Origin of the sequence: Nocardioides humilatus, assembly GCF_008373755.1 — a bacterium.
Lineage (GTDB): Bacteria > Actinomycetota > Actinomycetes > Propionibacteriales > Nocardioidaceae > Nocardioides > Nocardioides humilatus.
Genome location: NZ_VUJV01000002.1, coordinates 23,720 through 45,414, shown reverse-complemented (window position 1 = coordinate 45,414; position 21,695 = coordinate 23,720). Strand labels below are relative to the sequence as shown.

The window sequence follows — 21,695 nt, the reverse complement described above, 5'->3', positions numbered from 1 at the left end:
AGGATAGACATCAGTCGGAAAGCGTCAGCGCGAGCACCGGGCAGGCCTGCACAGCGGCGTAGACGTGGGCGCGGTCGGACTCGGGCGGCGAGTCGTCGAGGATGACGACCTGGTCCTCGTCCTCATCGACCTCGAAGTAGTCGTTGGCCATGGCCTCGCACATGCCGAGGCCCTCGCACTTGTCGAGATCTGCATGGATCTTCACTACGCACCCACCTTCTCGGGGTCGAACGGGATGAAGTCGAGCTTCTCGCGGACACCACAGTCAGGGCAGCACCAGTCGTCGGGAATCTCGTTCCATGCGGTGCCGGCCGGCCAGCCCTCGTGCTCGTCACCAGCGGCGACTTCGTAGACATAGTGGCAACCCGGGCACTTCGCGGCCAGCACCTCGCCCTCGAACCTCTGGGCGAAGTTGTCCTCATGGACGACGTGCTCGGCCGGCGGCGGGAACTTCTTGAGGTACTTCTCGCGCTTGCGCGGCAACACGTTGGCGAGGGTCACGTCGCCGTCGAGGTGCTCGACGACGCGGTGGTCCATCACCTTGCGCCACAGCGGCGGGATGAGCGCCAGGTTGATCATGCCCGCGTAGCCGGTGGGCAGAGCCGGCGACTCCTTGAAGTCGCGCAGCGCCTGGTAGCGCCGGGTCGGGTTGGCGTGGTGGTCGCTGTGGCGCTGCAGGTGGTAGAGGAAGATGTTGGTGACGATGTTGTTGCTGTTCCAGCTGTGCATCGGCAGCACCCGCTCGTACCGCTGCTTCTCGCCGACCTTCTGGCGCAGCATGCCGTAGTGCTCGAGGTAGTTGACGACCTCCAGCAGCGAGAAGCCGAAGACGATCGTGATGAGCGCGTAGGGGATGACCTCGACGCCGTAGAGCGCGACGATCCCACCCCACAGGACGGCCGACATGGCCCAGGCGTTGAGCACGTCGTTGCCGACGTGGAACGGGTGCGTGCCCTTGCGCCGGTAGCGCTTCGCCTCGACCTCCCAGGCGCTCTTCACCGAGCCCAGGACGGTGCGCGGCCAGAAGGCGTAGAGGCTCTCGCCCAGCTTGGAGGAAGCCGGGTCCTCGGGGGTGGCGACCCGGACATGGTGGCCCCGGTTGTGCTCGATGTAGAAGTGGCCGTAGAACGTCGGCGCGAGGGTGATCTTCGACATCCAGCGCTCGACGCTCTCCTTCTTGTGGCCGAGCTCGTGGGCGGTGTTGATGCCGATGCCGACCACGCCGGCGAGCGACAGGGCCCAGAAGGCGCTGACCCACCACGACATGTCGAAGGTCGCGTTGTCGTAGAGCGCACCGAGGTGGGCGTCGGCCCAGCCGCCGGCGCCGACCCAGTCGAGGACCCGTCGGACCGGGTTGTTGCCGGAGAGCAGGTCGAAGCCGGCGAAGAGGACGGCGTACATCAGCGGCACGTAGGCGAAGACCAGCCGGCGGTAGTACTTGTCGTTCTCCAGCGACTCGATGATCTCGTCGGGCGGGTTGGAGCTGTCACGCCCGAAGATCAGGTCGAAGACCGGGATGATCACGTTGATCAGGAGCGGTCCGACGAGGGCGAAGCCCCACCAGCCGCCAGAGGCGATGAAGGCAAGCGCGAAGACGATGCCCAGCCCGGGGACCATCATCCCCAGCAGCCAGAGATAGCGCTTCTTGTCCTTCCAGATCTCGGTCGATCCGTCCGGGACGGTCTTGCCGATCAGTTCCGCGTTCATCAGGGTCTCCAAACTCTCCATCGAGCGGTTGACACGACGGTAGTGTTTGTAAAGGTCTTTGACAAGACCCTGACGTTTGTAAACTTGCTACTCGTCCGGGGCTGTCGCCCTGCGCCGGGAGATCAGCCACAGCGAGCCGGTGGTCCAGGCGAAGAAGGTGCCGACCACGAGCACGAGCATCCACGGCACGAACGGCTTGCCGGTGTAGACGACGACCACCATGGCGGCGATCGCCAGCCCCGGCACCCCGATCCGCCAGACCGGGTTGGCCTCCGACGGACCTGCCGGTGCCGTGTCGAGCGGGTGCCAGAAGGCAGCGCCGATGCCGGCGCCCCATACGGCCAGCGCTACGGCCAGGCCCTTGAGGATGTGCTCGAGACTGCCGAAGGCGAACGAGGCCGCGACCGCCGTCATCGGCAGGCCGAAGCCGATGAGCACCGCGGCGGTGACCATCGTCGCCTCGGCGGGCGCGGGATCGGGTTCGAGCACGCCCCGAATTATGGGGCCCCGCGTCAGATCGTGGGGACGCGCGCGAGAGTCGAGACCGGGAGGTGCTCCCAGCCGCGCAGCACGCGGGTGCCGCGACGCTCGGGCCGACCGACCACGCGGAGGTCCGGGTAGCGCTCGTAGAGGGCACGGAGGGCGACCATCGCCTCGAGCCGCGCGAGGCTCGCGCCCATGCAGAAGTGCACCCCAGCGGAGAAGCCGACGTGGTCGCCGGCGTTGGGGCGTCGTACGTCGAACTGGTCGGCGTCGTCGAACACCTCGGGGTCGCGGTTGGCGCCGCCGAGGTAGACGAGGATCGCCTCGCCGCGCTTGACCGGCTGGCCCGCCGCCTCGGTGTCGCTGTGGGCCATCCGCATCGTCAGCTGGACCGGTGCGTCGTAGCGCAGCACCTCCTCGACGGCGTTGGCCCAGCCGTCGGGGTTGTCGCGCAGCCAGGCCAGCTGGTCGGGGTGGGCGTCGAGGAGAGCGACGGCGTTGCCGATCAGGTTGACCGTCGTCTCGAAGCCGGCGCCCAGCACCAGCAGGCCGATCGCGTGCAGCTCGACCTCGGTGAGGTCAGCGGCCTCCGGGTCCTGGAGCACCTGGCTCAGCAGGTCGTCGCCGGGATCGCGGCGCAGCCGCTCGATGTGCATGCTGAACCACGCGTTCATCTCGCGCAGGGCCGCGGAGGCCTCCTTGTACTGGCTCCAGCTCAGCCCCGGGTCGAGCGTCGTCGCGGCATGGTTGCCCCAGCCGAGCACCTGCTCGCGCTCCGCGTCGGGCACGCCGAGGATGTCGGCGATGACCGCGACCGGCAGCAGGGCGGCATAGCGCGACACCAGGTCGAAGGTCGGCTCGCGCTCGAGCTCGTCGAGCAGCGCCGTCGCGACCTGCTCGACGCGATCGGCCATCCGGCCGACCTTGCGGGCGGTGAACGCCCGCGAGACCAGGCGGCGGTAGTGCGTGTGCTGCGGCGGGTCGACGACGAGCATCGACGGCGGGTCGACGGGGCTCAACGTGTCGGGGTCGCGCGTCAGGGTGTGCAGCCGCTGCAGCGGTCCGGGCAGCTCGCCCGCACCGGCACCGGTGCCGAAGTCGTCGCTGCGCAAGATCGCGTTGGCGACCGCGTGGTCGACGGTGCCGCCCACGAGCCCGTTGCGGACGATGCGGCCGTCGGCCCGGATCTGCTCGTACGACGGATAGGGGTCGTCGTAGTAGGCGGGGTCCGTCGCGAGCCGCGCCATCAGGTCGCCCTTGAGGGCGGCGCGGCGCAGGAAGCGGCGCTGGATCCCGTGGGCCAGGGTCCAGGCGACGAACGCCCGGGGGGTGGCCAGCAGGCCGGGGACGAACCGATCAGGCGACGACACGGTCCCTACCCTGCTCGCGCCCGGCGCTGTCGTCCAGACGTCGGATGAGCATCCGGGTCCGGAGGTCGAGCCGGCTGACCTGCTCGTCCCAGGCTGCTTCGGGAGCGTAGGTGTCGAGCTGGGCGTCGCGGGACAGCTGCCAGCGGTAGCGCAGCGCCTTCGTCAGGCCGTCGCGGTCGCCGAAGAGCTCGGCATAGTCCTCGCGCCAGGGCAGCTCGGCCGCCGGGTCGGAGAGGAAGAGGTCCTCGATCTCGCGCATCACGCGCCAGCGCAGCTTGGTCTCGCTCCAGGTCATGGTGCTCACCGTCCTTGGGGGGTTGTTTCGGTGACACCGACGCTAGGCAACCGCGACCCCCACGGACATCGGGCGCTGGCAGGCAATCCCGACGCCGGTCCTGCGACCCTGGTAGGAGTCGCGATGGCCCCTGCGGTCGGATGACGCAGGCCACAGCGGTGCCTACGCTGACTGTCATGACTGCCCGGTTCCTGCGTGCTGCGCGCCAGCGCATCGAGGACAGCTGCCTCGCACGCGGGATCCTCTACCCCTGGTGGGTCCCGGTCATCGGGCACCTGGCCCAGGTCGCCTGTCTGGTCCTCGCCCTCGGTCAGCGCGACGCGCTCTGGCCCCTGGACCCGCTGCTGCTCACCGTCCCTCTCGTCCTGGCTGCGCCCGTCGCCCAGGTCGGCTACCGGATGATGCTGCCCTGGTGGCTCGACGGGCTGGGTGCGCTCGTCGCGGTGGGGTGGCTCCTGTCGGTCGTGCCCACCTACGACACCTTCGGGCCGGTCGACGCCGCGCCGGCGGTCCTCGCGTTCGTCGTCGCCGAGGCCACCGCTCGCGACGGCCTGCGCCCGGGCATGATCGTTGCGGCCATCTCCTACGCGATGCTCGGTGTGGCTGCGATCGGACCCGGCATCATCGCCTTCCCCGTCTACGCGATCGAGCTCGAGGTCGGCTTCGTCGTCGGCGCGATGCTGCTGTGGCAGATGCGCGCGCTCCTGGCCGAGCGAGGCCTCCGGGAGTCGGCCTGGGAGCAGGCCACCACCGCCGAGCGCGAGCGGATCGCCCGCGAGATCCACGACCTCGTCGCCCACTCGCTCAGCGTCACGCTGCTCCACATCACCGGCGCACGCCACGCCCTCGGTGACGTCGCGAGCGGCGCCGTGTCAGCCGACGACGCCGTCAGCGAGGCCGACGCGGCTCTCGCCGACGCCGAGCAGGTCGGCCGGCGCGCGATGGCCGACATCCGCCGCACCGTGAGCGCCATGGCCGACGGCCCGAGCAGCCCGCAGTCCCTGCCCGGCGCGTCCGACATCGCCGCCCTGGTGCGCGAGGTCGACCAGGCCGGACTCCGCGTCGACTACGACGAGCGCGGCGACCTCACCCAGCTCGCCGACGCCACCGGGCTCGGCCTCTACCGGATCGCGCAGGAGTCGCTGGCCAACGTCGCCAAGCACGCGCCCGGGAGCACCGCCCAGGTGTCGCTGAGCGTCGGGCGCGGCAGCGCGCGCCTCCTCGTGCGCAACCCGCTCGGTGCTGCGCGCGGCAAGCGGGCCGACGGGCAGGGGTCCGGGCTCGCCGGCATGCACGCCCGCGCCGCCCAGCTCGGTGCCACCCTGCGGGCCGGCGAGGACGGCGAGGAGTGGCTGGTCGACGTACGTCTCGGGCAGCGCAGCCTCGAGCTCCCCTGCGGTCACACGATCCCGGGGCTCGGTCGCCTGCCGGGTGCCGCGGCGAGCGGGGCGGTCTCGTGAGCGAGAGCATCGTGACCGGCATCAGGGTGATGCTGGTCGACGACCAGGAGCTGGTGCGCTCCGGGTTGCGCCGGATCCTGCGCCGACGCGACGGCTTCGAGATCGTGGCCGAGTGTGCCGACGGGGCCGACGTGCCCGGCACCCTGGCCGGGCTCGCCAACGACGGCGATGCGGGGGTCGACGTCGTTTTGATGGACCTCCGGATGCGCCAGGTCGACGGCATCACCGCCACGCAGCGGCTCTCCGACGACCCGCTCTCGCCCCCCGTGCTCGTGCTGACGACCTTCGACGACGACGAGATGCTGTCGGGCGCGTTGCGGGCCGGCGCGGCCGGCTTCCTGCTCAAGGACTCCTCCGCCGACGACCTGATCCGCGGCGTCCGCGCGGTCGCAGCCGGCGACTCCTGGCTCGACCCCGCCGTCACCGGCCGGGTGCTGCACGCCTACCGCGGCGGCGTCCCGACCCCGGTCGACAGTGGCGTCGGCGAGGTTCTCACCCCTCGCGAGGTCGAGGTGCTGCGCGCGATGGCGATCGGCCGCAGCAACGGTGAGATCGCCGCCGACCTCGTCATCTCCGAGCTGACCGTCAAGAGCCACATCGGCCGGATCTTCACCAAGCTCCACCTGCGCGACCGGCCCGCCGCGATCGTCTACGCCTACGACCACGGGCTGGTCAGTCCGGCGACTCCCTGACGTCCGTTGTCCCTGAACTTTCGGCCCCGATTTCGACGGAAGTAGGGCCGAAAGTTCGGGTACGACGCTCGCTCGCGCCAGCCACGGCGGCGAGGACGAGCACGATGCCGAGGATGCCCAGCGCTCCGACCCGCTCGTCGAGGAAGATCGCGGCGACGACGGCAGCGGTGACGGGCTCCAGCAGGCTGGCGATCACGGCGGCCGAGCTCGACGTGGTGCGGAGGCCGGCGTAGAGGAGGCCGTAGGCGAGCGCCATCGTCATCACGCCGAGGTAGGCGAGCGCGCCCAGCGCCACCGGGTCGCTGGTGGTCAGCGGGCCGCCGACGATCAGCGCGGCCGGCACCAGCGCGAACGCCCCGGCCGTGGTCGCGACCGTCGTCAGCGCGAGCGGGTCGGTGCGCTGGGAGACCGGCCGACCGAGCGCGGTGGTCGCGGCGTAGGTGGCGCCCGACGCGACAGCCAGTGCGACGCCGAGCCACGGGTGCGGTCCGGTATCCGCTCCGCCCGCAGCCCCGGACACGAGCACGAGACCGGCCAGGGCGGCGGCGAGGACGAGCAGTCGCCGTACTCCGGGATGACGGCGGTGGTGCAGGGCCTCGGCCGCGGTCAGCAACACCGGCGCCAGCCCGAGGCTGACGACCGTCGCGACCGTCACGCCGACCTCCACGACGGCGCCGAAGTAGAGCGCCTGGTAGGCGCCGGTGCCGATCCCGACCAGGCAGGCCGGCCCGGGGGACGTGCGCAGGAGGGCGCGGAGCTCCGCTCCCCGACGGAGTACGACGACCGCACCGATCAGCACCCCAGCGGCGATCAGCATCCGATAGCCGCTCACGGTGACGAAGGAGAGCGAGGAGTGGTCGCGGATCACCTCGAGGGTGATGCCGCCTGTCCCCCACAAGATCCCGGCGATCGCGACCTGCACGATCCCGATCGGGAGAGGGCGACGGGAGGACACGATCGCCGAGCGTAGTGGGGAGTGACCGGCGTCACAGTTTTGCACTTTTAACCATGAGAGTGCAAGAATCGTTCCCGTGACCGGGAGCAAGTGGGAGCAGCGTCGGGTGGAGACCACCCAGCGTCTCGAGCGGTGTGCGCTCGAGCTCACGCGCGACAAGGGCTTCGACGGCTGGACCATCGACGACGTGGCCACCGCGGCCGAGGTGTCGCGCCGCACCGTCTTCAACTATTTCGACAGCAAGGCCGACCTGGTGCTCGGCCCGGTGCACGAGGACAACGACACCCTCGTCGCGGTGTTCGTCGCGGGTGGCCCGTCGGGCCACCTGTGGAACGACCTGGTGGAGACCGCCACGCTGACCGTCGAGGACAAGGGCGCCGACGACCTCGAGCTCGCCGTGCTCCGCCGCAAGGTGATCTGCAGCGACCCACGCGTCATCGCCATCGCCCACGAGCGGTTCGAGGTCGTCCTCGAGCGCTCGGTCGGGCTGATCCTCGAGCGCGAGGGCAGCGACTTCGGCGAGCGGCGGGCGCGGCTGCTCGTCCAGCTGCTCGTCACCATCTTCGACTCGGTCGTGGCCGGCGAGCCCGACGGCACCCGACCGATGTCCGACCTCATCAACGAAGCGGTCGCGGACGCCCGCGCCGCTCTCACCAGCTGACGCCGCAACCCGGCGCCCGAACCACTCGAAACAGGACCCAGGAGACCCCATGGCCCGTATGCTCTACCGCCTCGGCACGACCGCGTTCCGACGCTGGCCGCTCTTCATCGCCGGCTGGCTGCTCTTCGCCGTTGCGCTCGGCAGCATCGCCGCTGGCTTCGGCAAGCCGATGGTCGACTCCTTCAGCATCCCCGGCATCCCCTCGGAGAAGGCCGCCGACCTGCAGCAGGAGCTCTTCCCTGAAGCCGGCGACGCCTTCGACGACGCGACCGTCAACGTCGTCGTCGCCGCGCCGGAGGGGCACACCCTCGCCGAGAAGAAGTACGCCGACGACATCGCCGACCTCATCGCCGCGATCCCGTCGCTGCCGCAGATGAGCGACGACCCGGCGGCCAACCCGGGTCTGGTCGACCCCAACGTCGCTGCGGCCAATGCGCCCCCTGCGTTCACCCCGCTGTCGAAGGACGGCCGGATCGGCACGCTCTCCTTCTCGTGGGACGTCGAGACCGTCGCCGACCTCAAGCCGACCACCGTCGCGGACGCGGAGAAGCTCTTCGCGGACCACTCGGACACCAACGGTGACGGCTTCGTGGTGGAGGCCAACGGCCCCGGCATGCAGGCCATGTCCGGCCCGGGCGGCACCTCCGAGCTCATCGGCATCGGCGTCGCACTCATCGTGCTGCTGCTGACCTTCGGCTCGGCGATCGCCGCCGGCATGCCCATCATCACCGCGATGTTCGGCGTCGGCCTCGGCATGACGGGCATCACCGCGATGACCGCCTTCACCGACATCGGCACCAGCACGCCGATGCTGGCCACGATGATCGGCCTCGCCGTCGGCATCGATTACACGCTCTTCATCCTCGCCCGCTACCGCGCTGAGCTGCACCACACCGAGGACCGCAGGCACGCGGCCGGCATCGCCGTCGGCACGGCGGGTTCGGCCGTGGTCTTCGCCGGCCTCACGGTGCTCATCGCCCTCTCAGCGCTGGCGATCGTGCGCATCCCGTTCCTCACGGCCATGGGCCTGGCGGCTGCGGCGACCGTCCTGATCGCGGTGCTCGTCGCGCTCACCCTGCTGCCCGCCATCCTCGGCATGCTGAAGTCCTGGACCTTCCGCGGCCGGGTCCGCCGCGAGCGCGTCAAGCGCGACGAGCAGGGCCTGGTCATCAACAACGGCGTCCGTTGGGGCCGCTTCATCGGCCGCGCTCCACTGGCGGTCGTCGTGCTCATCGTGATCGGCCTCGGCGTGCTCGCCGTACCGATCAAGGACATGTATCTCGCCTTCCCCACCGACAGCACCGCGCCGACCGACACCACCCGTCGCCAGGCTTCTGACCTGATCTCCGAGGCGTTCGGCCCCGGCCGCGAGGGTCCGCTGATGATCGTGGTCGACGGTCGCGACATCGCCGACGACGACGCCCGGCAGGCCGCGTTCGACGACGTCGCCACGTGGGCGGCCGGCATGGACGACGTGAAGGACGCCTCGGTCGTCGTCACCAACGCACCGATCGGCAAGGACGGCGCCCCCGAGGGCGTCGGCACCGGCGCCATGATCCAGGTGACCCCCGAGTCCGGCCCCGATGACCCGAAGACGCTCGACCTGCTCGAAGCACTGCGCGACGGCCAGGCCGACATCGACGCCGCGACCGGCACGACGACGGGCGTCACCGGCCTCACCGCCATCACCACCGACGTCTCCGACCGGCTCAGCGGAGCGCTGCCGCTCTACCTCTTCGTCGTGGTCGGCCTGGCGTTCCTGCTGCTGATGATCGTCTTCCGCTCAATCCTGGTGCCGCTCATCGCGACGCTCGGCTTCCTGCTGTCGGTCCTCGCGACCCTCGGCGCGACGGTGGCGGTCTTCCAGGAGGGTGCGCTCGGCATCTTCGAGGGTCAGCCGATCGTCAGCTTCATGCCGGTCTTCCTGATCGGCATGGTGTTCGGCCTCGCGATGGACTACCAGGTCTTCCTGGTCACCCGGATGCGGGAGGCGCACGTCCACGGCCTGTCCACCCGCGACGCCGTCGTCGACGGCTTCCGCAACAGCGCCCGCGTCGTCGTGGCTGCCGCCACGATCATGATCGCCGTCTTCTCGGGCTTCATGCTCGAGGACGACGTGGTCGTGAAGTCGATGGGCTTCGCCCTCGCGGCGTCGATCATCTTCGACGCGTTCGTCGTCCGGATGGCCCTGATCCCGGCCCTGCTCTACCTGCTCGGTGAGAAGGCCTGGTGGCTGCCGACGTGGCTCGACCGGATCCTGCCCAACGTCGACGTGGAGGGCGCCTCGCTCGAGCGCGACTCGATCCCGAGCAACGCCGCCGACCTCGACAGCGACCGGGACGACGACCTCGACAAGGAGCTCACGCCGGCTGGCGCGTGACGCGCGTCAGCGGCTGAGCGCCGCCTCGATGTCAGGACGGATCTTGCCGGGCGCGGTGGTCGACCCGTAGCGGCTGACCACCAGCCCGTCGCGCCCGATCAGGAACTTGGTGAAGTTCCATCGGATCTTGTTGCCGAGCATCCCGCTCTGCTCCGACCGGAGCCAGGCGAACACCGGGTGGGAGTCGGGACCGTTGACGTCGACCTTGCCGAACATCGGGAACGTGACGCCGTAGTTCTTCTCGCAGAAGGCGGCGATGTCGGACTCGGTGCCGGGCTCCTGGCCGCCGAACTGGTCGCACGGGAAGCCGAGCACGGCGAAGCCCTGGTCGGCGTAGGCTTCGTGGACCCGCTGGAGGCTCGCGTACTGGGGCGTGAAGCCGCACTGCGAGGCGGTGTTGACCACCAGCACGACCGATCCGTCGTAGGACGCGAGGTCGACCTCGGCGCCGTCGATGCTGGTGGCCTTGAAGTCGTGGAAGGTCGGCATAGAACCAGTTTCACATCTGGGTGGTGATGCCGGGCCACGGGACTCCCCAGTGGTCGCCGTACGCGATCTCGGCGAGGCCCTTGCGCGCCCGCACCCGGTGCTCCCGCTCCTGGTCGCGCTCGGGCACCTCGGTCGGGTCGCCGCGGACGCCGATGGCGATGCCGGCGACCACCCGCCAGTACGGCGGCACCTCGAGCCCTTCGGCCACGGCCTCCTTGTCGAAGGCTTGGAACTGGTGGGCCCACAGGCCCATCGCGTGCGCCTGCAGGGTGAGGTGAGCGGTCGCCTGGCCCAGGCAGTAGAGGTTGATCGCGGGGTCGTTGGGCTTGTCGTCGGGTGACCGCCCGGGGTCCTCGTCGAACTGGGTCGCGGCCAGGAGCACGAGCGAGGCCCGCGGCACCCAACCGGAGTTGCCGCGGCTCAGGTGCGGCACCAGCACACCGTGGGCGGCACTCCCCCGCTCGCACACGAAGTAGCGCCACGGCTGCAGGTTGCCGCTGCTCGGCGCCCATTGGGCCGCGTGGAGCAGCGTGGCGATCTGGTCGGTCGGCAACCGGTGATCGGCGTCGAAGACGCTCGGGCTCCACCGTGACCGCAGCGGCTCGGCGAGCTCCTCCGCCCCGGGCATCGGTGCATGGAAGATCTCGTCGGACATGGGCCCAGTATCGGCGATTGCAACCATTCCGGGCCGGGCCGCGTCCTTCCGCCGCACCACTATGGAAGGAACCACCGTGAACCCCCGACGCTTCACCCTCCTCGCAGCGGGCCTCGCGACGACCGTCGCACCGCTGCTCACCCTCCCCACCGCCCACGCCGCTGCCCCCTCCGACCTCGGCTGGGTGACCGGAACCGTCGTCGACACCCACGGCGACCCCGTCGAGGGCGCTCTCGTCAACGTGCTGCCGCCTCGGGAGATCCCCGAGCTCGGCATGATCGACGACCGCAACCAGCGGTGGACCGTCACCGACGCCGACGGGAAGTTCCGGGTCCGCCAGGACGACCGCGGCTTCCTGGTCCAGGTCTGCGAGGCCGAGCCCGAGGCGGGCGCGATCTGCCGCTTCCCGACGGAGGCCGATTACCTGGTCCGCTACGCCGGCCCCGACGGGGCCTTCGACAGCTGGGTCCAGCACACCGACCTCTACGACGGCAGCACCACCGACCTCGCCCTGGGCCAGGTCGAGGTGCAGCCGCCTGCTCGGATCAAGGGCGTCCTCGAGGGCGCCGAGCACGAGCTGGTCCAGGTGATGCGCCTCAACGACACCGTCGCGCTCAACACCCAGACCGACGAGAGCGGCCGCTTCACGTTCGACGGCCTGGCCCCCGGCCGCTACTACGTGCGCGCCGGCGGCTTCGGGACCCTGCCATGGCAGTCCGACCCGATCACGATCGACGCGACCCACCCGGGCACCGTGACCGGCACCCTCGAGGGCGGCACCGTGCTGGTCGGCAAGGCGTTCGACGAGGCGACCGGCGAGCCGGCGCGTCGTACGGAGATCTTCTTGGCCAACGGCGACGGCGAGCCGATCGCGAGCCTGATCACCGGCCGCCGCGGCACCTTCCGCTTCACCGGCCTCATCGCCGGCGACTACCAGGTCGGCCAGCTGCGGCACGGCGGCGCGTTCGTGCCGCACCTCGAGGACGTCACCGTCGGTGACGTGGACCAGGTCCGCGCCGACGTTCCGCTCACCCGGGGCGCCACCGCGACCCTGCGGCTGCGCGGCACCGACGGCCGGGTCGACAGCGAGCTGCGCGACAGCGCGGGCGAGGTCATCTACCCGAACCTCCTGCGCGAGGACGGCGTCGCGACCTACCCCGGTCTGGCCAAGGGGCGCTACACGCTGGTCGCCAAGGACGGCTCCGGCTACGGCATCCGCTCCTTCCGGGTCCGCGAGGTGAAGGCCTACGACCTCGGTCGGCTCCGGCTCGACCAGCCGCTGCTGACGCTGCGCGGTCGCACCGCTCCGCGCGCCGTCGTCGAGGCGACCACGAGCGACCTCTGCCCGGCCGACTCCCCCTTCGAGCAGGGCGCGTTCCACGAGATCGAGCAGGCCGACGCCTCGGGCCACTACGTGATCCGCGGCCTCGTGCCGGGCGAGCACTGGATGGTCGCGGCGGACGGGTTCCCGGGCAACTACGCGCCGATCTGCCACGACGACGTGGTGATCACGCAGTCACAGCGGTACGACGTCCCGCTCGCCGCCGGCAACACCCTCACGGGTCGTCTGGTCTACGCCGGCACCGACCGGCCGGTCATCGCCAACCTGGGCTACGACGTGACCTACCCCGAGGGCCAGGTCACCAACCCGACCAGCGAGCACCCGACCGTCGGCCGCACCCGTGGCTCGACCGGCGAGTTCACCGTCACCCGGATCCCCGACGGCGCCGCCACCGGCAACCTCGGCCTGACCGGCTACGACGAGGCCTACGCCCCCTCGCTCTGGTTCTACTTCCCCTACCAGGTCGCGACGCCGTACTGGCTCGAGGCGGAGCCGATCGAGCTCGAGATCACCGGCGACATCGACCTCGGCGACATCGAACTGGTCCTCAAGGGCGCGGCGTAGCCATCGAGTAGGCCGAGCCCTCTCGCTCGTCGAGTAGGCCGAGCCCTCTCGCTCGTCGAGTAGGCCGAGCCCTCTCGCTCGTCGAGTAGGCCGAGCCGCTAGGCGAGGCCGTATCGAGACGCCGCAAGCCAACTGACCGCCCCAAGGCCGTAGGTCAGCTGAAGGCGTCTCGATACGGCGTTGCTCGTACCTCGCAACGACCTACTCGACGAGCGGTGCCGGCTACTCGACCAACCACCCGAACCACTGGTTCGTCGAGTAGGCCGAGCCGCCAGGCGAGGCCGTATCGAGACGCCGTGAGCCGACTGACCGCCCCAAGGCCCTGGGCCAGTTCGAGGCGTCTCGATACGGCGTCGCTCGTACCTCGCAACGACCTACTCGACGAGCGGGGCAGAGACTGGAGGTACTTCATCGGCGGTCTTCGTGAAGTCCTTCTTCGCCAATGCAGGAAGTGCCTCGAAGTCGCCGCGGATGAGTGCCTCGCGCTTGGCCCGGGACCAGCCCTGCAGCTGCTTCTCGAACGCGAAGGCCTCGGCGATGTCGCCGTACTCGTGGAACCACACCAGCGTCACTGGACGCCGGCCGGGGCGTCGGGTGTACGCCGAGCCGAGTCCCTCGTTGTGCTCCCACAGGCGCCGCTCGAGGTCGGTCGTGCTGCCGACGTAGTACGAGTCATCGGCGCACCTCAGCATGTAGACAAAGGCCATGCCTGAACGCTGGCCGGGGATCGACGATGTGTCGAACGGCTATCCACAGGCGTAGGACCGAAGGTCCGTCACCGCGTCTCGATACGGCGTTGCTCGTTCCTCGCAACGACCTACTCGACGAGCGGGGGCAGTTGCTCGACAGGCGGCAGTCCAGGTTCGTCGACCAAGCCGACCCTTTGGTTCGTCGAGTAGGCCGAGCCGCTAGGCGAGGCCGTATCGAGACGCCGTGAGCCAACTGACCGCCCCAAGGCCGTGGGTCGGCTTGCGGCGTCTCGATACGGCGTTGCTCGTTCCTCGCAACGACCTACTCGACGAGCGGGCGGTCACCGATCGGACAGCACGGCCTGCGCGGCGTTGTAGCCGGGGATGAAAGTGATCCCGGGACCGCCGTAGCAGCCGGCGCTGCCGAGGTAGAGGCCGGCGATGCCGTGGGGTTGGTCCAGGTAGCCGAGCGGGCCGGGGCGGTACTGGCCGAGGAGCTCGGGGTGGATCAGACCGTGGCAGTAGTCGCCGCCGGGAGCGCCGAACATCGTGCCCATGTGCTTGGGCGTGAAGGTCGTGTGCTTGAGGATCAGGCTCTCGAAGTTGGGGGCGAAGCGGGTGATCTTGTCGATCACGCGCTGGCCCATCTCGGCCTTGAGCCGGGCGTATTCGCTCGGGTCCTCCTCGACCGGGAACCACAGCGCGAAGGCCGACGCCGCCGCCTTGCCGGGCGGGCAGAGGTCGGGGTCGGAGGCCGAGGGGATCTGGAAGGCGACCGCGGGATCGGCAGGGACGATCCCGCGGCGGCTGTCCTCGAACTGCTGCTGCAGGACCTCCGGCGGCTGGAAGAAGCCGATGGCGCTCTGCATCTTGGGGTCGTTGAGGAACTCGTACGGCGCCACGAACTCCGGCACCCCGTCGAGGGCGAAGTGCATCTGCACGTAGCTGCCCCGGTGGTCGATGCGCGACAGCCGGGTGCTGAGCTCGGGCGTCACGGCGCCCGCGGTCACCAGTGAGTTGAGGGTCAGGTCCGGCGCGATCGCGGAGACGACGGCCGAGGCCTCGATCCGCTCGCCGTCTGCCAGGACGACACCCGTCACCTTGCCGTCGACCACGGTGATCTCGCTGACCGCAGCGTCGAGGCGCAGCTCGCCGCCCGCGGCGACCAGCTGCTGCTCGAGGTGCTGGGTCAGCACGCCGATGCCGCCCTTGAGCTTCTTGGTGAGCACGGTGTTCTCGTCGGGCACGGCCATCCCGAAGGCCAGGCCGGCCGCGCTCCCGGGCGAGGACGGCCCGCGGTAGGTCGAGTTCACCGCTAGGAAGGCGAGCATCCCGCGCAACGCGGCGTGCTTCTCCCGGTCCGGCAGGTAGCGGTCGAGCACGTCGGTCGCGGTGCCGAAGAGCATCTCGGTGATGCTGGCCCGCTCGGCCTCGGTGGTCGCGCAGGCATACATCTCGTCGACGGTCTTGGGGGCCGTGCCCTGCTCGAAGCGGCCGAGGGCACGCGTCGGGGCGGCACTCCAACCCATCATCTCGGCCATGCCGATCACAACCTCGATGCCGTGCACCTGCTCCATGTGGACCGCGGCCTCGACGAGGTCGGTGTAGTAGATGAGCGGAGTGGTCTTCTCGTCGACCAGCGACACCGACATCACCTCGAGGTCGACCTGGGGCAGCGCATCGAGCCCGAGCTCCTTGCTCACGACCGCGGAGGTCGGGAGCTGGACCGACCCGGCGATCTCGAACTTGTAGCCGTCGAAGAGCTCGACGGTCGAGGCCATGCCGCCGGCGTACCTCTTCATCTCGAGCACCAGGGTCCGCAGACCCGCCTGCTGGAGGAGGGTCGCTGCCGTCAGCCCGTTGTGGCCGGCACCGACCACGATCACGTCGTACGCCATGCGGGGAGGTTGACACCGCGACCCGCGTTTCGTCAATAGTGACGAAACTTCGATGGCTCTACGATGCGCGCATGGCGACCCCACCGCAGACCGCCCGCAGCGAGCGCACCCGCGCTGCACTGCGGAAGGCGGCGACGGTGCGGTTCCTCGCCCAGGGCGTGGAGGGCACGTCAGCCGAGGAGATCGCGGCGGATGCCGGGGTGACCCTGCGGACCTTCTACCGGCACTTCACCTCCAAGCACGACCTGCTGTTCGCCGACTACGACTCGGGGCTGCAGTGGTTCCGCAAGGCGTTGAGCGAACGGCCGGCGGGCGAAGGTGTCGTCGCGTCGGTGCAGGCCGCGATCTTCGCCTTCCCGTACGACGTCGACGCGGTCACCCAGATCGCCAACCTCCGCATCGATGCGCTCGACCCGAGTCGGATCGTGCACCACATGCGCCAGGTCCAGTCCGACTTCGCGCACGCGCTGCTCGACCACCTGCACCGGCTGCACCCCGAAGGGGACGAGCTCGGCCTGACGGTCGCCGCGCGCTCGCTCACGGCTGCGGTGTTCGCCGCGATGGAGGTGTGGCTGCGGGCGCCCGAGCGTTCGCTGCCCGAGCTGGCCCGGCTCAGCCGTGAGGCGCTCGACGTCCTCGAACCAACGTTTCGTCACTATTGACAGAACTTTGGATCAGGGCGGAGAGTCCCGGCATGGTCTCCCTCATCGTCCACGCCGTGCTCGGGGTCGCTGTCGTCGTCTGGATCATGCGGTCCAACCCCACGATCTTCCGGCGGACGGCCACGGGCCCGACCCTCTCCACCCTCGAAGTGGTCTACCTCGTCGTCGGTCTCGTGTCGGTGGGCCTGGGGTGGTACTTCAACATCACGTTCGTCATGGACTACGGGCCGGACCAGCTCTTCTTCAACCCGCTGTGGGGCGACGGCAGCTGGGCGCAGTACCTGGAGCTCATGTACGACAACCCCGCCGCCGGCTCGGCGGGGGCCGACTTCTCCGTCGCCAACGTCGTCCTGTTGCCGCTCATCACGATCATCGACGGTCGGCGGCGCGGCATCGCCCGCCCGTGGCTCTTCTTCGTCACGACGCTCTTCGCCAGCTTCACTTTCGGCTGGGCGTTCTACCTGCTGACGGTGGAGCGGCAGCGGCGGCTGTCAGGGACGGTCGGCGATGCGCACGACGCCGCCGACGGTGCCGACGTAGGCAGTGCCGTCGGGTCCTAGGCTCACCGCGGCGTAGTGATTGTTGTAGAGCAGTCCTGAGCCGACGTACCGGCTCCAGACCTGGCGACCGGTGCGGATCGAGAAGGCCGTGAGGTACCAGGCGTCGGGGGCGAGCGCTCCGAGCGGGAGCGGCAGCGCGTAGGCCAGCTCGTCGACCGCCGGGTGCGTGTAGGCGTAGACGAGGCCGGAGCCGAGCGAGGCCTTCGACACCGAGGACGGGACGCGCGCGGTGTCGTTGTGCCAGGCGATCCGGCACGTGCCCGCGTTGTAGTCGACGGCGACCTTCACCAGACCTGGGGTCGTCGTCGGCTGGCGCGGGGCCAGCTTCTTGAAGAGGTAGCCGTAGTTGTTCTCGGCGATCAGGCCGCCCGGTACGGAAATCAGGCTGTTCTCATCAGCACCGGCGTTGGCCGGGAAGACCGGCTGCTGGCACACCGGCGCCGCGCCGGGACCGGCCTTGCCGCGCTTGAAGACCACCACGTTCATCTGGGGGTCGGCGTTGTCGGTGATGGCGATCCACCCGCCCGAGGGCAGGGACGCGCGGCCGATCAGGGTGGGTGTGGTGCCGCTGCCCTGGGAGACCTGGCTCGGCTTCACCCGGGTGCCGCGGTCGTAGGTCTTGCGCCAGGTCACGACTGGGCGGTCGGCGCCGCCGTCGAACCGGTAGAGCGCGTGGTCGCTGACGACGAAGACCCCGCCCGACTCGTCGATGGCGAAGCTGTTGGCGATGACCTCGCCCGGGAGCGGGTGCGTGCGGATCTCGCCGCGCAGCCCGATGTAGCCGACGGTGCCCTCCTGGGTGACGAACCAGATCCGGTTGGACCAGTCAGGCAGCACGCTCTGGATCCGCTGGGTGCCGATCACCCCGCTCAGGTCGACCTCGCGATCGAGCGTGAAGGCCTCACCGTCCAGGCGCAGCCACAGCACGTGGTTCTCGGCGGTGGAGACGACCAGCCGACCGAGGTGGTCGAGGTAGAAGTAGCCGCCCGAGAAGTTGGAGGTGTCGGGGAGCAGGCCCTTGTCGCGCTTGGGAAGCGGGTAGGTCGCGATCTGCGCGAGCGTGTCGGGATCGAGCGCCTTCACCTGGGGGTTGCCGACACCGATGCAGACCGTGAGGGCGGTGCCGTCGGGCAGGAAGGACAGCGACGAGCAGTCGCGGATCAGCGAGCTCGTCGAGCTGACCACCAAGTCCGGACCGACCGGCCCGGACCGGTCGTAGGTGTCGGTCTGCCAGCCGTCGTTGTGGATGATCGAGTCGTCGTTGGCCGCCATGAACGGGTGCTGCGGCACCGGCGCTCGGCGCAGCGGCTGCTCGTGGGACGCCTCACCCTGGAAGGGCTGGAGGAGCAGGCCGCGCGGATCGTCCGGGATCGGCACGGCGGGCCGAGGCGCGGCCATCGCGGGCGCGGCGATGGCCACCGCCACCAGTGCGGTCAGCGTCGCTGCGACCTTCATGTCATCGGCAACGCCGCGACGCCGTGATCGGTTATGCGGACCTAAGCGGCGCCGCCGCCGATGTTGACCAGCCAACCGATGCCGAACCGGTCGGTCACCATGCCGAACTCGTCGCCCCAGATCTGCTTCTCCAACGGCATCGTGACGGTGCCGCCCGCGCAGAGCCGGCCCCAGTAGTCGCGGATCGCATCGCTGTCGTCGCCGTCGCCGGAGACGCTGATCGTGATCTGGGAGCCCTCGACGAACTCCATGCCCTCGGGGGTGTCCGACGCCATCAGCGCGAACCCCGCCGGTGTGGTCAGCATGCTGTGCATGACCAGGTCGGCGCCGGGGGCGTCCGAGGCGCCGTACTCACCGAACGTGTTGACGACCAGGTCGCCGCCGAAGACGTCCTGGTAGAACTCCATCGCCGCGCGACAGGTGTCCTTGAAGCTGAGGTAGGGGTTGAGCAGGGCTGCCATGGCGGCACCCTAGGACGTGAGCGGCCGATTGCGTAGTGCCTGATCTGCGTCGCGCCTGATTGCGTAGTGACGAGGCGTTGGGTGCGTAGTGCTCGCGGATGTACGCCGGGCCGGTTGCGGACAGATTGGTGTCACCGAAACCAATCCCCCAACCTAAGGACTCGGCCATGAAGCTCATGAAGAACCTCACCTACTCCAACCTGACCTCGACCACCGCTCTCGTCCTCGCCCTCACCGGCGTCGGCGGTGCCGCCTACGCGGCCGGTCTCGCCGAGAACAGCGTCGGCTCGCCCCAGATCAAGGACAGCGCGGTCAAGACCAGCGAGCTCGGCAAGGACGCCGTCAACGCCGCCAAGGTCGACAACGGCAGCCTCACGCTGGCCGACCTCAACGCCCCGGCGCGCAAGGCGCTCACCGCTGACGCCTTCTACGACGAGCTGGAGTTCCACAACATCAGCTCGGGCAGCCCGGACACCACGATCTTCGAGTTCACGGTGCCGGCCGGCGACTACTTCGTGTCGGCCTCGGCCAACGTCACCAACACGGGCGACTTCCTCAACGACTTCACCTGCAAGATCACGCAGCCGATCGGCGATCTGGCCCGCACCGTCGCGACCTCGGAGGTCCGTGTCGGCGCCTCGGGTGGCGACCTCGGCACGATCAGCCTCGACGGCGTCGCGGTCGACACCGAGGCGGCGATCACCCTGACGATGACGTGCGACGGCGAGGTGGCGCCGTACTCGGGCAAGGTCCTCGACCCGACCATCGTCGCCGTCGAGCTCGGCACCGCCGCTCAGCAGTGACGCGCGACTGACCCCGAACACCGGTCGTCCTTGCCAGCGTGGCCCCCAGGTCACGCTGGCAAGGACGACTCCGTTTTATCCCGTGTAGGCGATCGGGATGTGCGCTGCCTGGAGCGACGACGCGCTAAAGGGGCCTTCGGCGCCGAGGTAGAAGGTCGTCGAGGTGCAGTCGGTGGGCGTGACCAGCTTCATCCTCAGCTTCAACGTCACCGACTTGGACGGGTTCACGTAGCCCAGGTCGTAGCCGCTGATGATCTCGTCCTCGGTGAGCGTGTAGGAACCCCGCTTCACCTCGAACTCGAACTCGTCATAGGCGCAGCCGTCGTGACCTCCGTAGAAGGAGAGCTGGGCCGGCGAGAAGGAGTTGTTGACGATCTTGATCGAGAACTTCGCCGTCTGCCCCACCTTCAGCGCCTGGGACGACGCGGTCTGGTCGATATCACCGCCGACGTAGGGCTGGTTGCCGGTCTTGATGAAGGCGTCGTTCTCCTGGACGCCGTCCTGGTAGGTGCCCACGGCGACGGCGCCGATCTCGTCGACCACGGTGCCGAGGTTGTTCGCGTCCCGCAGCTGCATGACGGCGTAGTAGTCATCAACGGGGAACCCGTCGGGGATGCTCAACTTCAGCTTCATGGTGGCGATCTCTCCGGGGTCGAGATCGACGTAGGTCCAGTGCCCGGGGCCTTCCTGCTTGATGCCCCCGTAGGACCAGGTGACGTTGAGCCCGGGGGAGGTGTAGCCCATGTTGCCGGCGGCGTAGGACTGGGGTGTCGAGGTCGTGTTGATCAGACGGAAGGTCCAGGTCTTCGCCTTGCCCGGGATGACGCCTTGGAAGACACCATCGTCGGCGGTGTAGGCATTGCCGGCGCCCTTCCCGAGAATGATCCCGTCGATCGGGACCGCGTGTGCCGGTCCGGCGGTGGCGACCAGTCCGGCGCCGATCAGCACGCTGACGATGGCGGCTGCCAGGAGGCGGAGGGGATTTCTGAGCATGTCGTTCACTCCTGCATCGACTCAGGCTTCCGCCCGGTCGGGAGCAACTTGTGGTCAGTCTGACGTTGGCGAAACGGAGTCCGCTACCGCCAGATGGATAATTCCGCCCACCTACGGCGTGTAGGCGACGAGCACGTGAGCCGCCTGGAAGGACGTGGGGCTGTAGGTGCCTTCGGCCGCGAGGTAGTAGTGGGTCGAGTCGCAATCGGTCGGCGCGATGAGCTTCACGCGGAGGGTGAACCTGACCTTCCCGCCCGGCTTGATCATCCCCAGGTCGTAGCCGTTGATGACGTCGTCCTCGGGGATCAGGGTCGAACCCTTCTTGACCGTGGTGGCGAAGTCGCTGTAGCCACAGCCGTCCAGCCCTCCGTAGAACAACACGGGGGCAGGGTGGGGATTGTTGTTGACGACCTGGAAGTTGAACTTCGCCGTCTGACCGACCTTGAGGGCCTGCGACGACTGGACCTGGTCGACGTCGCCGCCGACGTAGGGCTGGCTGCCGGTCTTCAGGAACAGGTTGTTCTCGTGGGTGCCGGTCTGGTTGGTCGCCTGGGCGACGGCGTACTTCTCGTCGAGCAACGTGTCGTCGGCCGGGTCGTAGAGCGATGCCGCAACCCAGTAGTCCTCCGGCTCAGCGCCGGCTCCGATCTCGATCTTCACTTTGAGGGCGTGACTCCCACCGGCCGGGATCGCCTCGGTGATGTAGGGCAGCTCGACGAGCTCGGAGCCGTCGTAGACCGCGTACTCCATGGCGACATCCAGGGCCTGGACGTCGAACTTGAAGCTCTGGGCAGTGGGCCCCGTGTTGACGATCTTGTAGGTCCACGTCTTGGCATTGCCGCCCGGGACGACACCGAGGTTCACGTAGTAGTCCGCTGAGAACTGGCTGCCGGCTCCCTTGGAAAGGAGGAACCCACTGAGAGTGGCGTGCGCCGGCCCTGCCGCGCCGATGAGAGCGCCAGCGCCGATCAGGATGCTCACGAGCGCGGCGACGAGAGTGCGGACTGGACTTCTGAGCATGGACGCTCACCCCTGGATCGACTCAGGCTTCCGCCCGGCCGGGAGCAACGTGCCGTCAGTCTGGCGGGGACAGGAAACCGGTCGCTACCTCCCATCGGATG

22 protein-coding genes are annotated in these 21,695 nt (G+C 69.3%); 8 read left to right on the top strand and 14 right to left on the bottom strand.

The annotated features are described in order from the left end of the window. Positions 1-10: 10 nt before the first annotated feature. The 5 genes from F0U44_RS07175 to F0U44_RS07155 form a co-directional block, all read right to left on the bottom strand. Positions 11-205 (bottom strand): ferredoxin, encoded by a 195-nt coding sequence (locus F0U44_RS07175; protein WP_149727623.1) that lies wholly within the window; start codon positions 203-205, stop codon positions 11-13. After that, positions 205-1,707 (bottom strand): fatty acid desaturase, encoded by a 1,503-nt coding sequence (locus F0U44_RS23720; protein ID WP_149727622.1) that lies wholly within the window; start codon positions 1,705-1,707, stop codon positions 205-207. Before F0U44_RS23720 ends, F0U44_RS07175 begins: the two co-directional genes overlap by 1 nt. An 87-nt stretch (positions 1,708-1,794) precedes the next feature. Continuing rightward, positions 1,795-2,196, bottom strand: a complete 402-nt coding sequence (locus F0U44_RS07165) for a hypothetical protein (protein WP_149727621.1) — start codon at positions 2,194-2,196, stop codon at positions 1,795-1,797. A gap of 23 nt (positions 2,197-2,219) precedes the next feature. Then, positions 2,220-3,560 carry a cytochrome P450 gene (locus F0U44_RS07160; RefSeq protein ID WP_223163608.1) on the bottom strand — a complete coding sequence of 447 codons (1,341 nt, stop codon included), beginning with the start codon at positions 3,558-3,560 and terminating at the stop codon, positions 2,220-2,222. After that, entirely contained in the window at positions 3,547-3,855 is a 309-nt protein-coding gene (locus tag F0U44_RS07155) for a hypothetical protein (protein ID WP_149727620.1), read from the bottom strand. The genes F0U44_RS07160 and F0U44_RS07155 overlap by 14 nt, the downstream gene beginning before the upstream one ends. Positions 3,856-4,031: 176 nt before the next feature. Here F0U44_RS07155 and F0U44_RS07150 point away from each other — a divergent pair, with 176 nt between their 5' ends. Further along, a complete protein-coding gene (locus tag F0U44_RS07150; protein ID WP_149727619.1) occupies positions 4,032-5,315 on the top strand; it encodes a sensor histidine kinase in 1,284 nt (427 codons plus the stop codon). Then, a complete protein-coding gene (locus tag F0U44_RS07145; protein ID WP_246160352.1) occupies positions 5,312-6,007 on the top strand; it encodes a response regulator transcription factor in 696 nt (231 codons plus the stop codon). The genes F0U44_RS07150 and F0U44_RS07145 overlap by 4 nt, the downstream gene beginning before the upstream one ends. Here F0U44_RS07145 and F0U44_RS07140 read toward each other — a convergent pair. Continuing rightward, on the bottom strand, positions 5,988-6,962 hold the full coding sequence (locus F0U44_RS07140) for a DMT family transporter (RefSeq protein WP_246160351.1): 975 nt from the start codon (positions 6,960-6,962) through the stop codon (positions 5,988-5,990). The two genes, F0U44_RS07145 and F0U44_RS07140, sit on opposite strands and share 20 nt — an antisense overlap. A gap of 76 nt (positions 6,963-7,038) precedes the next feature. Between F0U44_RS07140 and F0U44_RS07135 the strand changes: the two genes are divergently transcribed. Together F0U44_RS07135 and F0U44_RS07130 are read left to right on the top strand one after the other, a co-directional pair. Beyond that, complete coding sequence (locus F0U44_RS07135) at positions 7,039-7,623, top strand: TetR/AcrR family transcriptional regulator (RefSeq protein ID WP_149727617.1); 585 nt, start codon at positions 7,039-7,041, stop codon at positions 7,621-7,623. Positions 7,624-7,672: 49 nt separating this feature from the next. After that, a complete protein-coding gene (locus F0U44_RS07130) occupies positions 7,673-10,003 on the top strand; it encodes an MMPL family transporter (protein WP_149727616.1) in 2,331 nt (776 codons plus the stop codon). Positions 10,004-10,009: 6 nt separating this feature from the next. Here F0U44_RS07130 and F0U44_RS07125 read toward each other — a convergent pair whose 3' ends face one another. Beyond that, complete coding sequence (locus F0U44_RS07125) at positions 10,010-10,492, bottom strand: glutathione peroxidase (RefSeq protein ID WP_149727615.1); 483 nt, start codon at positions 10,490-10,492, stop codon at positions 10,010-10,012. 10 nt (positions 10,493-10,502) lie between these two features. Next, the gene (locus F0U44_RS07120; protein ID WP_149727614.1) at positions 10,503-11,147 is read right to left on the bottom strand and encodes a nitroreductase family protein; all 645 of its coding nucleotides are present in this window, start codon (positions 11,145-11,147) and stop codon (positions 10,503-10,505) included. A gap of 76 nt (positions 11,148-11,223) precedes the next feature. Between F0U44_RS07120 and F0U44_RS07115 the strand changes: the two genes are divergently transcribed. Further along, the gene (locus F0U44_RS07115; protein ID WP_149727613.1) at positions 11,224-13,053 is read left to right on the top strand and encodes a carboxypeptidase regulatory-like domain-containing protein; all 1,830 of its coding nucleotides are present in this window, start codon (positions 11,224-11,226) and stop codon (positions 13,051-13,053) included. 374 nt (positions 13,054-13,427) lie between these two features. On the opposite strand, the gene F0U44_RS07110 is transcribed toward F0U44_RS07115, so the two are convergent. Continuing rightward, positions 13,428-13,760 carry a GIY-YIG nuclease family protein gene (locus tag F0U44_RS07110; protein ID WP_149727612.1) on the bottom strand — a complete coding sequence of 111 codons (333 nt, stop codon included), beginning with the start codon at positions 13,758-13,760 and terminating at the stop codon, positions 13,428-13,430. Between the two features lie 323 nt (positions 13,761-14,083). Then, entirely contained in the window at positions 14,084-15,640 is a 1,557-nt protein-coding gene (locus F0U44_RS07105; protein WP_149727611.1) for a phytoene desaturase family protein, read from the bottom strand. Between the two features lie 71 nt (positions 15,641-15,711). On the opposite strand from F0U44_RS07105, the gene F0U44_RS07100 reads away from it, so the two are divergent. Beyond that, positions 15,712-16,302, top strand: a complete 591-nt coding sequence (locus tag F0U44_RS07100; protein ID WP_149727610.1) for a TetR/AcrR family transcriptional regulator — start codon at positions 15,712-15,714, stop codon at positions 16,300-16,302. A gap of 32 nt (positions 16,303-16,334) precedes the next feature. Beyond that, positions 16,335-16,862, top strand: coding sequence for a DUF2834 domain-containing protein (locus tag F0U44_RS07095; RefSeq protein WP_149727609.1), 528 nt, complete (start codon positions 16,335-16,337; stop codon positions 16,860-16,862). Here the strand turns inward: F0U44_RS07095 and F0U44_RS07090 are convergent. Together F0U44_RS07090 and F0U44_RS07085 are read right to left on the bottom strand one after the other, a co-directional pair. Next, positions 16,794-18,317: a hypothetical protein gene (locus tag F0U44_RS07090; protein ID WP_223163606.1), complete on the bottom strand. Its 1,524-nt coding sequence runs from the start codon at positions 18,315-18,317 to the stop codon at positions 16,794-16,796. The genes F0U44_RS07095 and F0U44_RS07090 overlap by 69 nt on opposite strands. Positions 18,318-18,358: 41 nt before the next feature. Then, positions 18,359-18,778, bottom strand: a complete 420-nt coding sequence (locus F0U44_RS07085; RefSeq protein WP_149727608.1) for a VOC family protein — start codon at positions 18,776-18,778, stop codon at positions 18,359-18,361. A gap of 167 nt (positions 18,779-18,945) precedes the next feature. Here F0U44_RS07085 and F0U44_RS07080 point away from each other — a divergent pair, with 167 nt between their 5' ends. Beyond that, positions 18,946-19,581, top strand: a complete 636-nt coding sequence (locus tag F0U44_RS07080) for a hypothetical protein (protein ID WP_149727607.1) — start codon at positions 18,946-18,948, stop codon at positions 19,579-19,581. A 75-nt stretch (positions 19,582-19,656) separates the two neighbouring features. On the opposite strand, the gene F0U44_RS07075 is transcribed toward F0U44_RS07080, so the two are convergent. Further along, positions 19,657-20,574, bottom strand: a complete 918-nt coding sequence (locus F0U44_RS07075) for a hypothetical protein (protein ID WP_149727606.1) — start codon at positions 20,572-20,574, stop codon at positions 19,657-19,659. Positions 20,575-20,685: 111 nt separating this feature from the next. After that, a complete protein-coding gene (locus F0U44_RS07070) occupies positions 20,686-21,555 on the bottom strand; it encodes a hypothetical protein (protein ID WP_149727605.1) in 870 nt (289 codons plus the stop codon). Positions 21,556-21,695 lie beyond the last annotated feature (140 nt).

Excerpts from the sequence above, each read along its gene's own strand:
- F0U44_RS23720 (WP_149727622.1), bottom strand. The coding sequence starts at position 1,707 with ATGAACGCGGAACTGATCGGCAAGACCGTCCCGGACGGATCGACCGAG.
- F0U44_RS07155 (WP_149727620.1), bottom strand. The coding sequence starts at position 3,855 with ATGACCTGGAGCGAGACCAAGCTGCGCTGGCGCGTGATGCGCGAGATC.
- F0U44_RS07150 (WP_149727619.1), top strand. The coding sequence starts at position 4,032 with ATGACTGCCCGGTTCCTGCGTGCTGCGCGCCAGCGCATCGAGGACAGC.
- F0U44_RS07130 (WP_149727616.1), top strand. The coding sequence starts at position 7,673 with ATGGCCCGTATGCTCTACCGCCTCGGCACGACCGCGTTCCGACGCTGG.
- F0U44_RS07125 (WP_149727615.1), bottom strand. The coding sequence starts at position 10,492 with ATGCCGACCTTCCACGACTTCAAGGCCACCAGCATCGACGGCGCCGAG.
- F0U44_RS07120 (WP_149727614.1), bottom strand. The coding sequence starts at position 11,147 with ATGTCCGACGAGATCTTCCATGCACCGATGCCCGGGGCGGAGGAGCTC.
- F0U44_RS07110 (WP_149727612.1), bottom strand. The coding sequence starts at position 13,760 with ATGGCCTTTGTCTACATGCTGAGGTGCGCCGATGACTCGTACTACGTC.
- F0U44_RS07105 (WP_149727611.1), bottom strand. The coding sequence starts at position 15,640 with ATGGCGTACGACGTGATCGTGGTCGGTGCCGGCCACAACGGGCTGACG.
- F0U44_RS07100 (WP_149727610.1), top strand. The coding sequence starts at position 15,712 with ATGGCGACCCCACCGCAGACCGCCCGCAGCGAGCGCACCCGCGCTGCA.
- F0U44_RS07095 (WP_149727609.1), top strand. The coding sequence starts at position 16,335 with ATGGTCTCCCTCATCGTCCACGCCGTGCTCGGGGTCGCTGTCGTCGTC.
- F0U44_RS07090 (WP_223163606.1), bottom strand. The coding sequence starts at position 18,317 with ATGAAGGTCGCAGCGACGCTGACCGCACTGGTGGCGGTGGCCATCGCC.
- F0U44_RS07085 (WP_149727608.1), bottom strand. The coding sequence starts at position 18,778 with ATGGCAGCCCTGCTCAACCCCTACCTCAGCTTCAAGGACACCTGTCGC.
- F0U44_RS07080 (WP_149727607.1), top strand. The coding sequence starts at position 18,946 with ATGAAGCTCATGAAGAACCTCACCTACTCCAACCTGACCTCGACCACC.
- F0U44_RS07075 (WP_149727606.1), bottom strand. The coding sequence starts at position 20,574 with ATGCTCAGAAATCCCCTCCGCCTCCTGGCAGCCGCCATCGTCAGCGTG.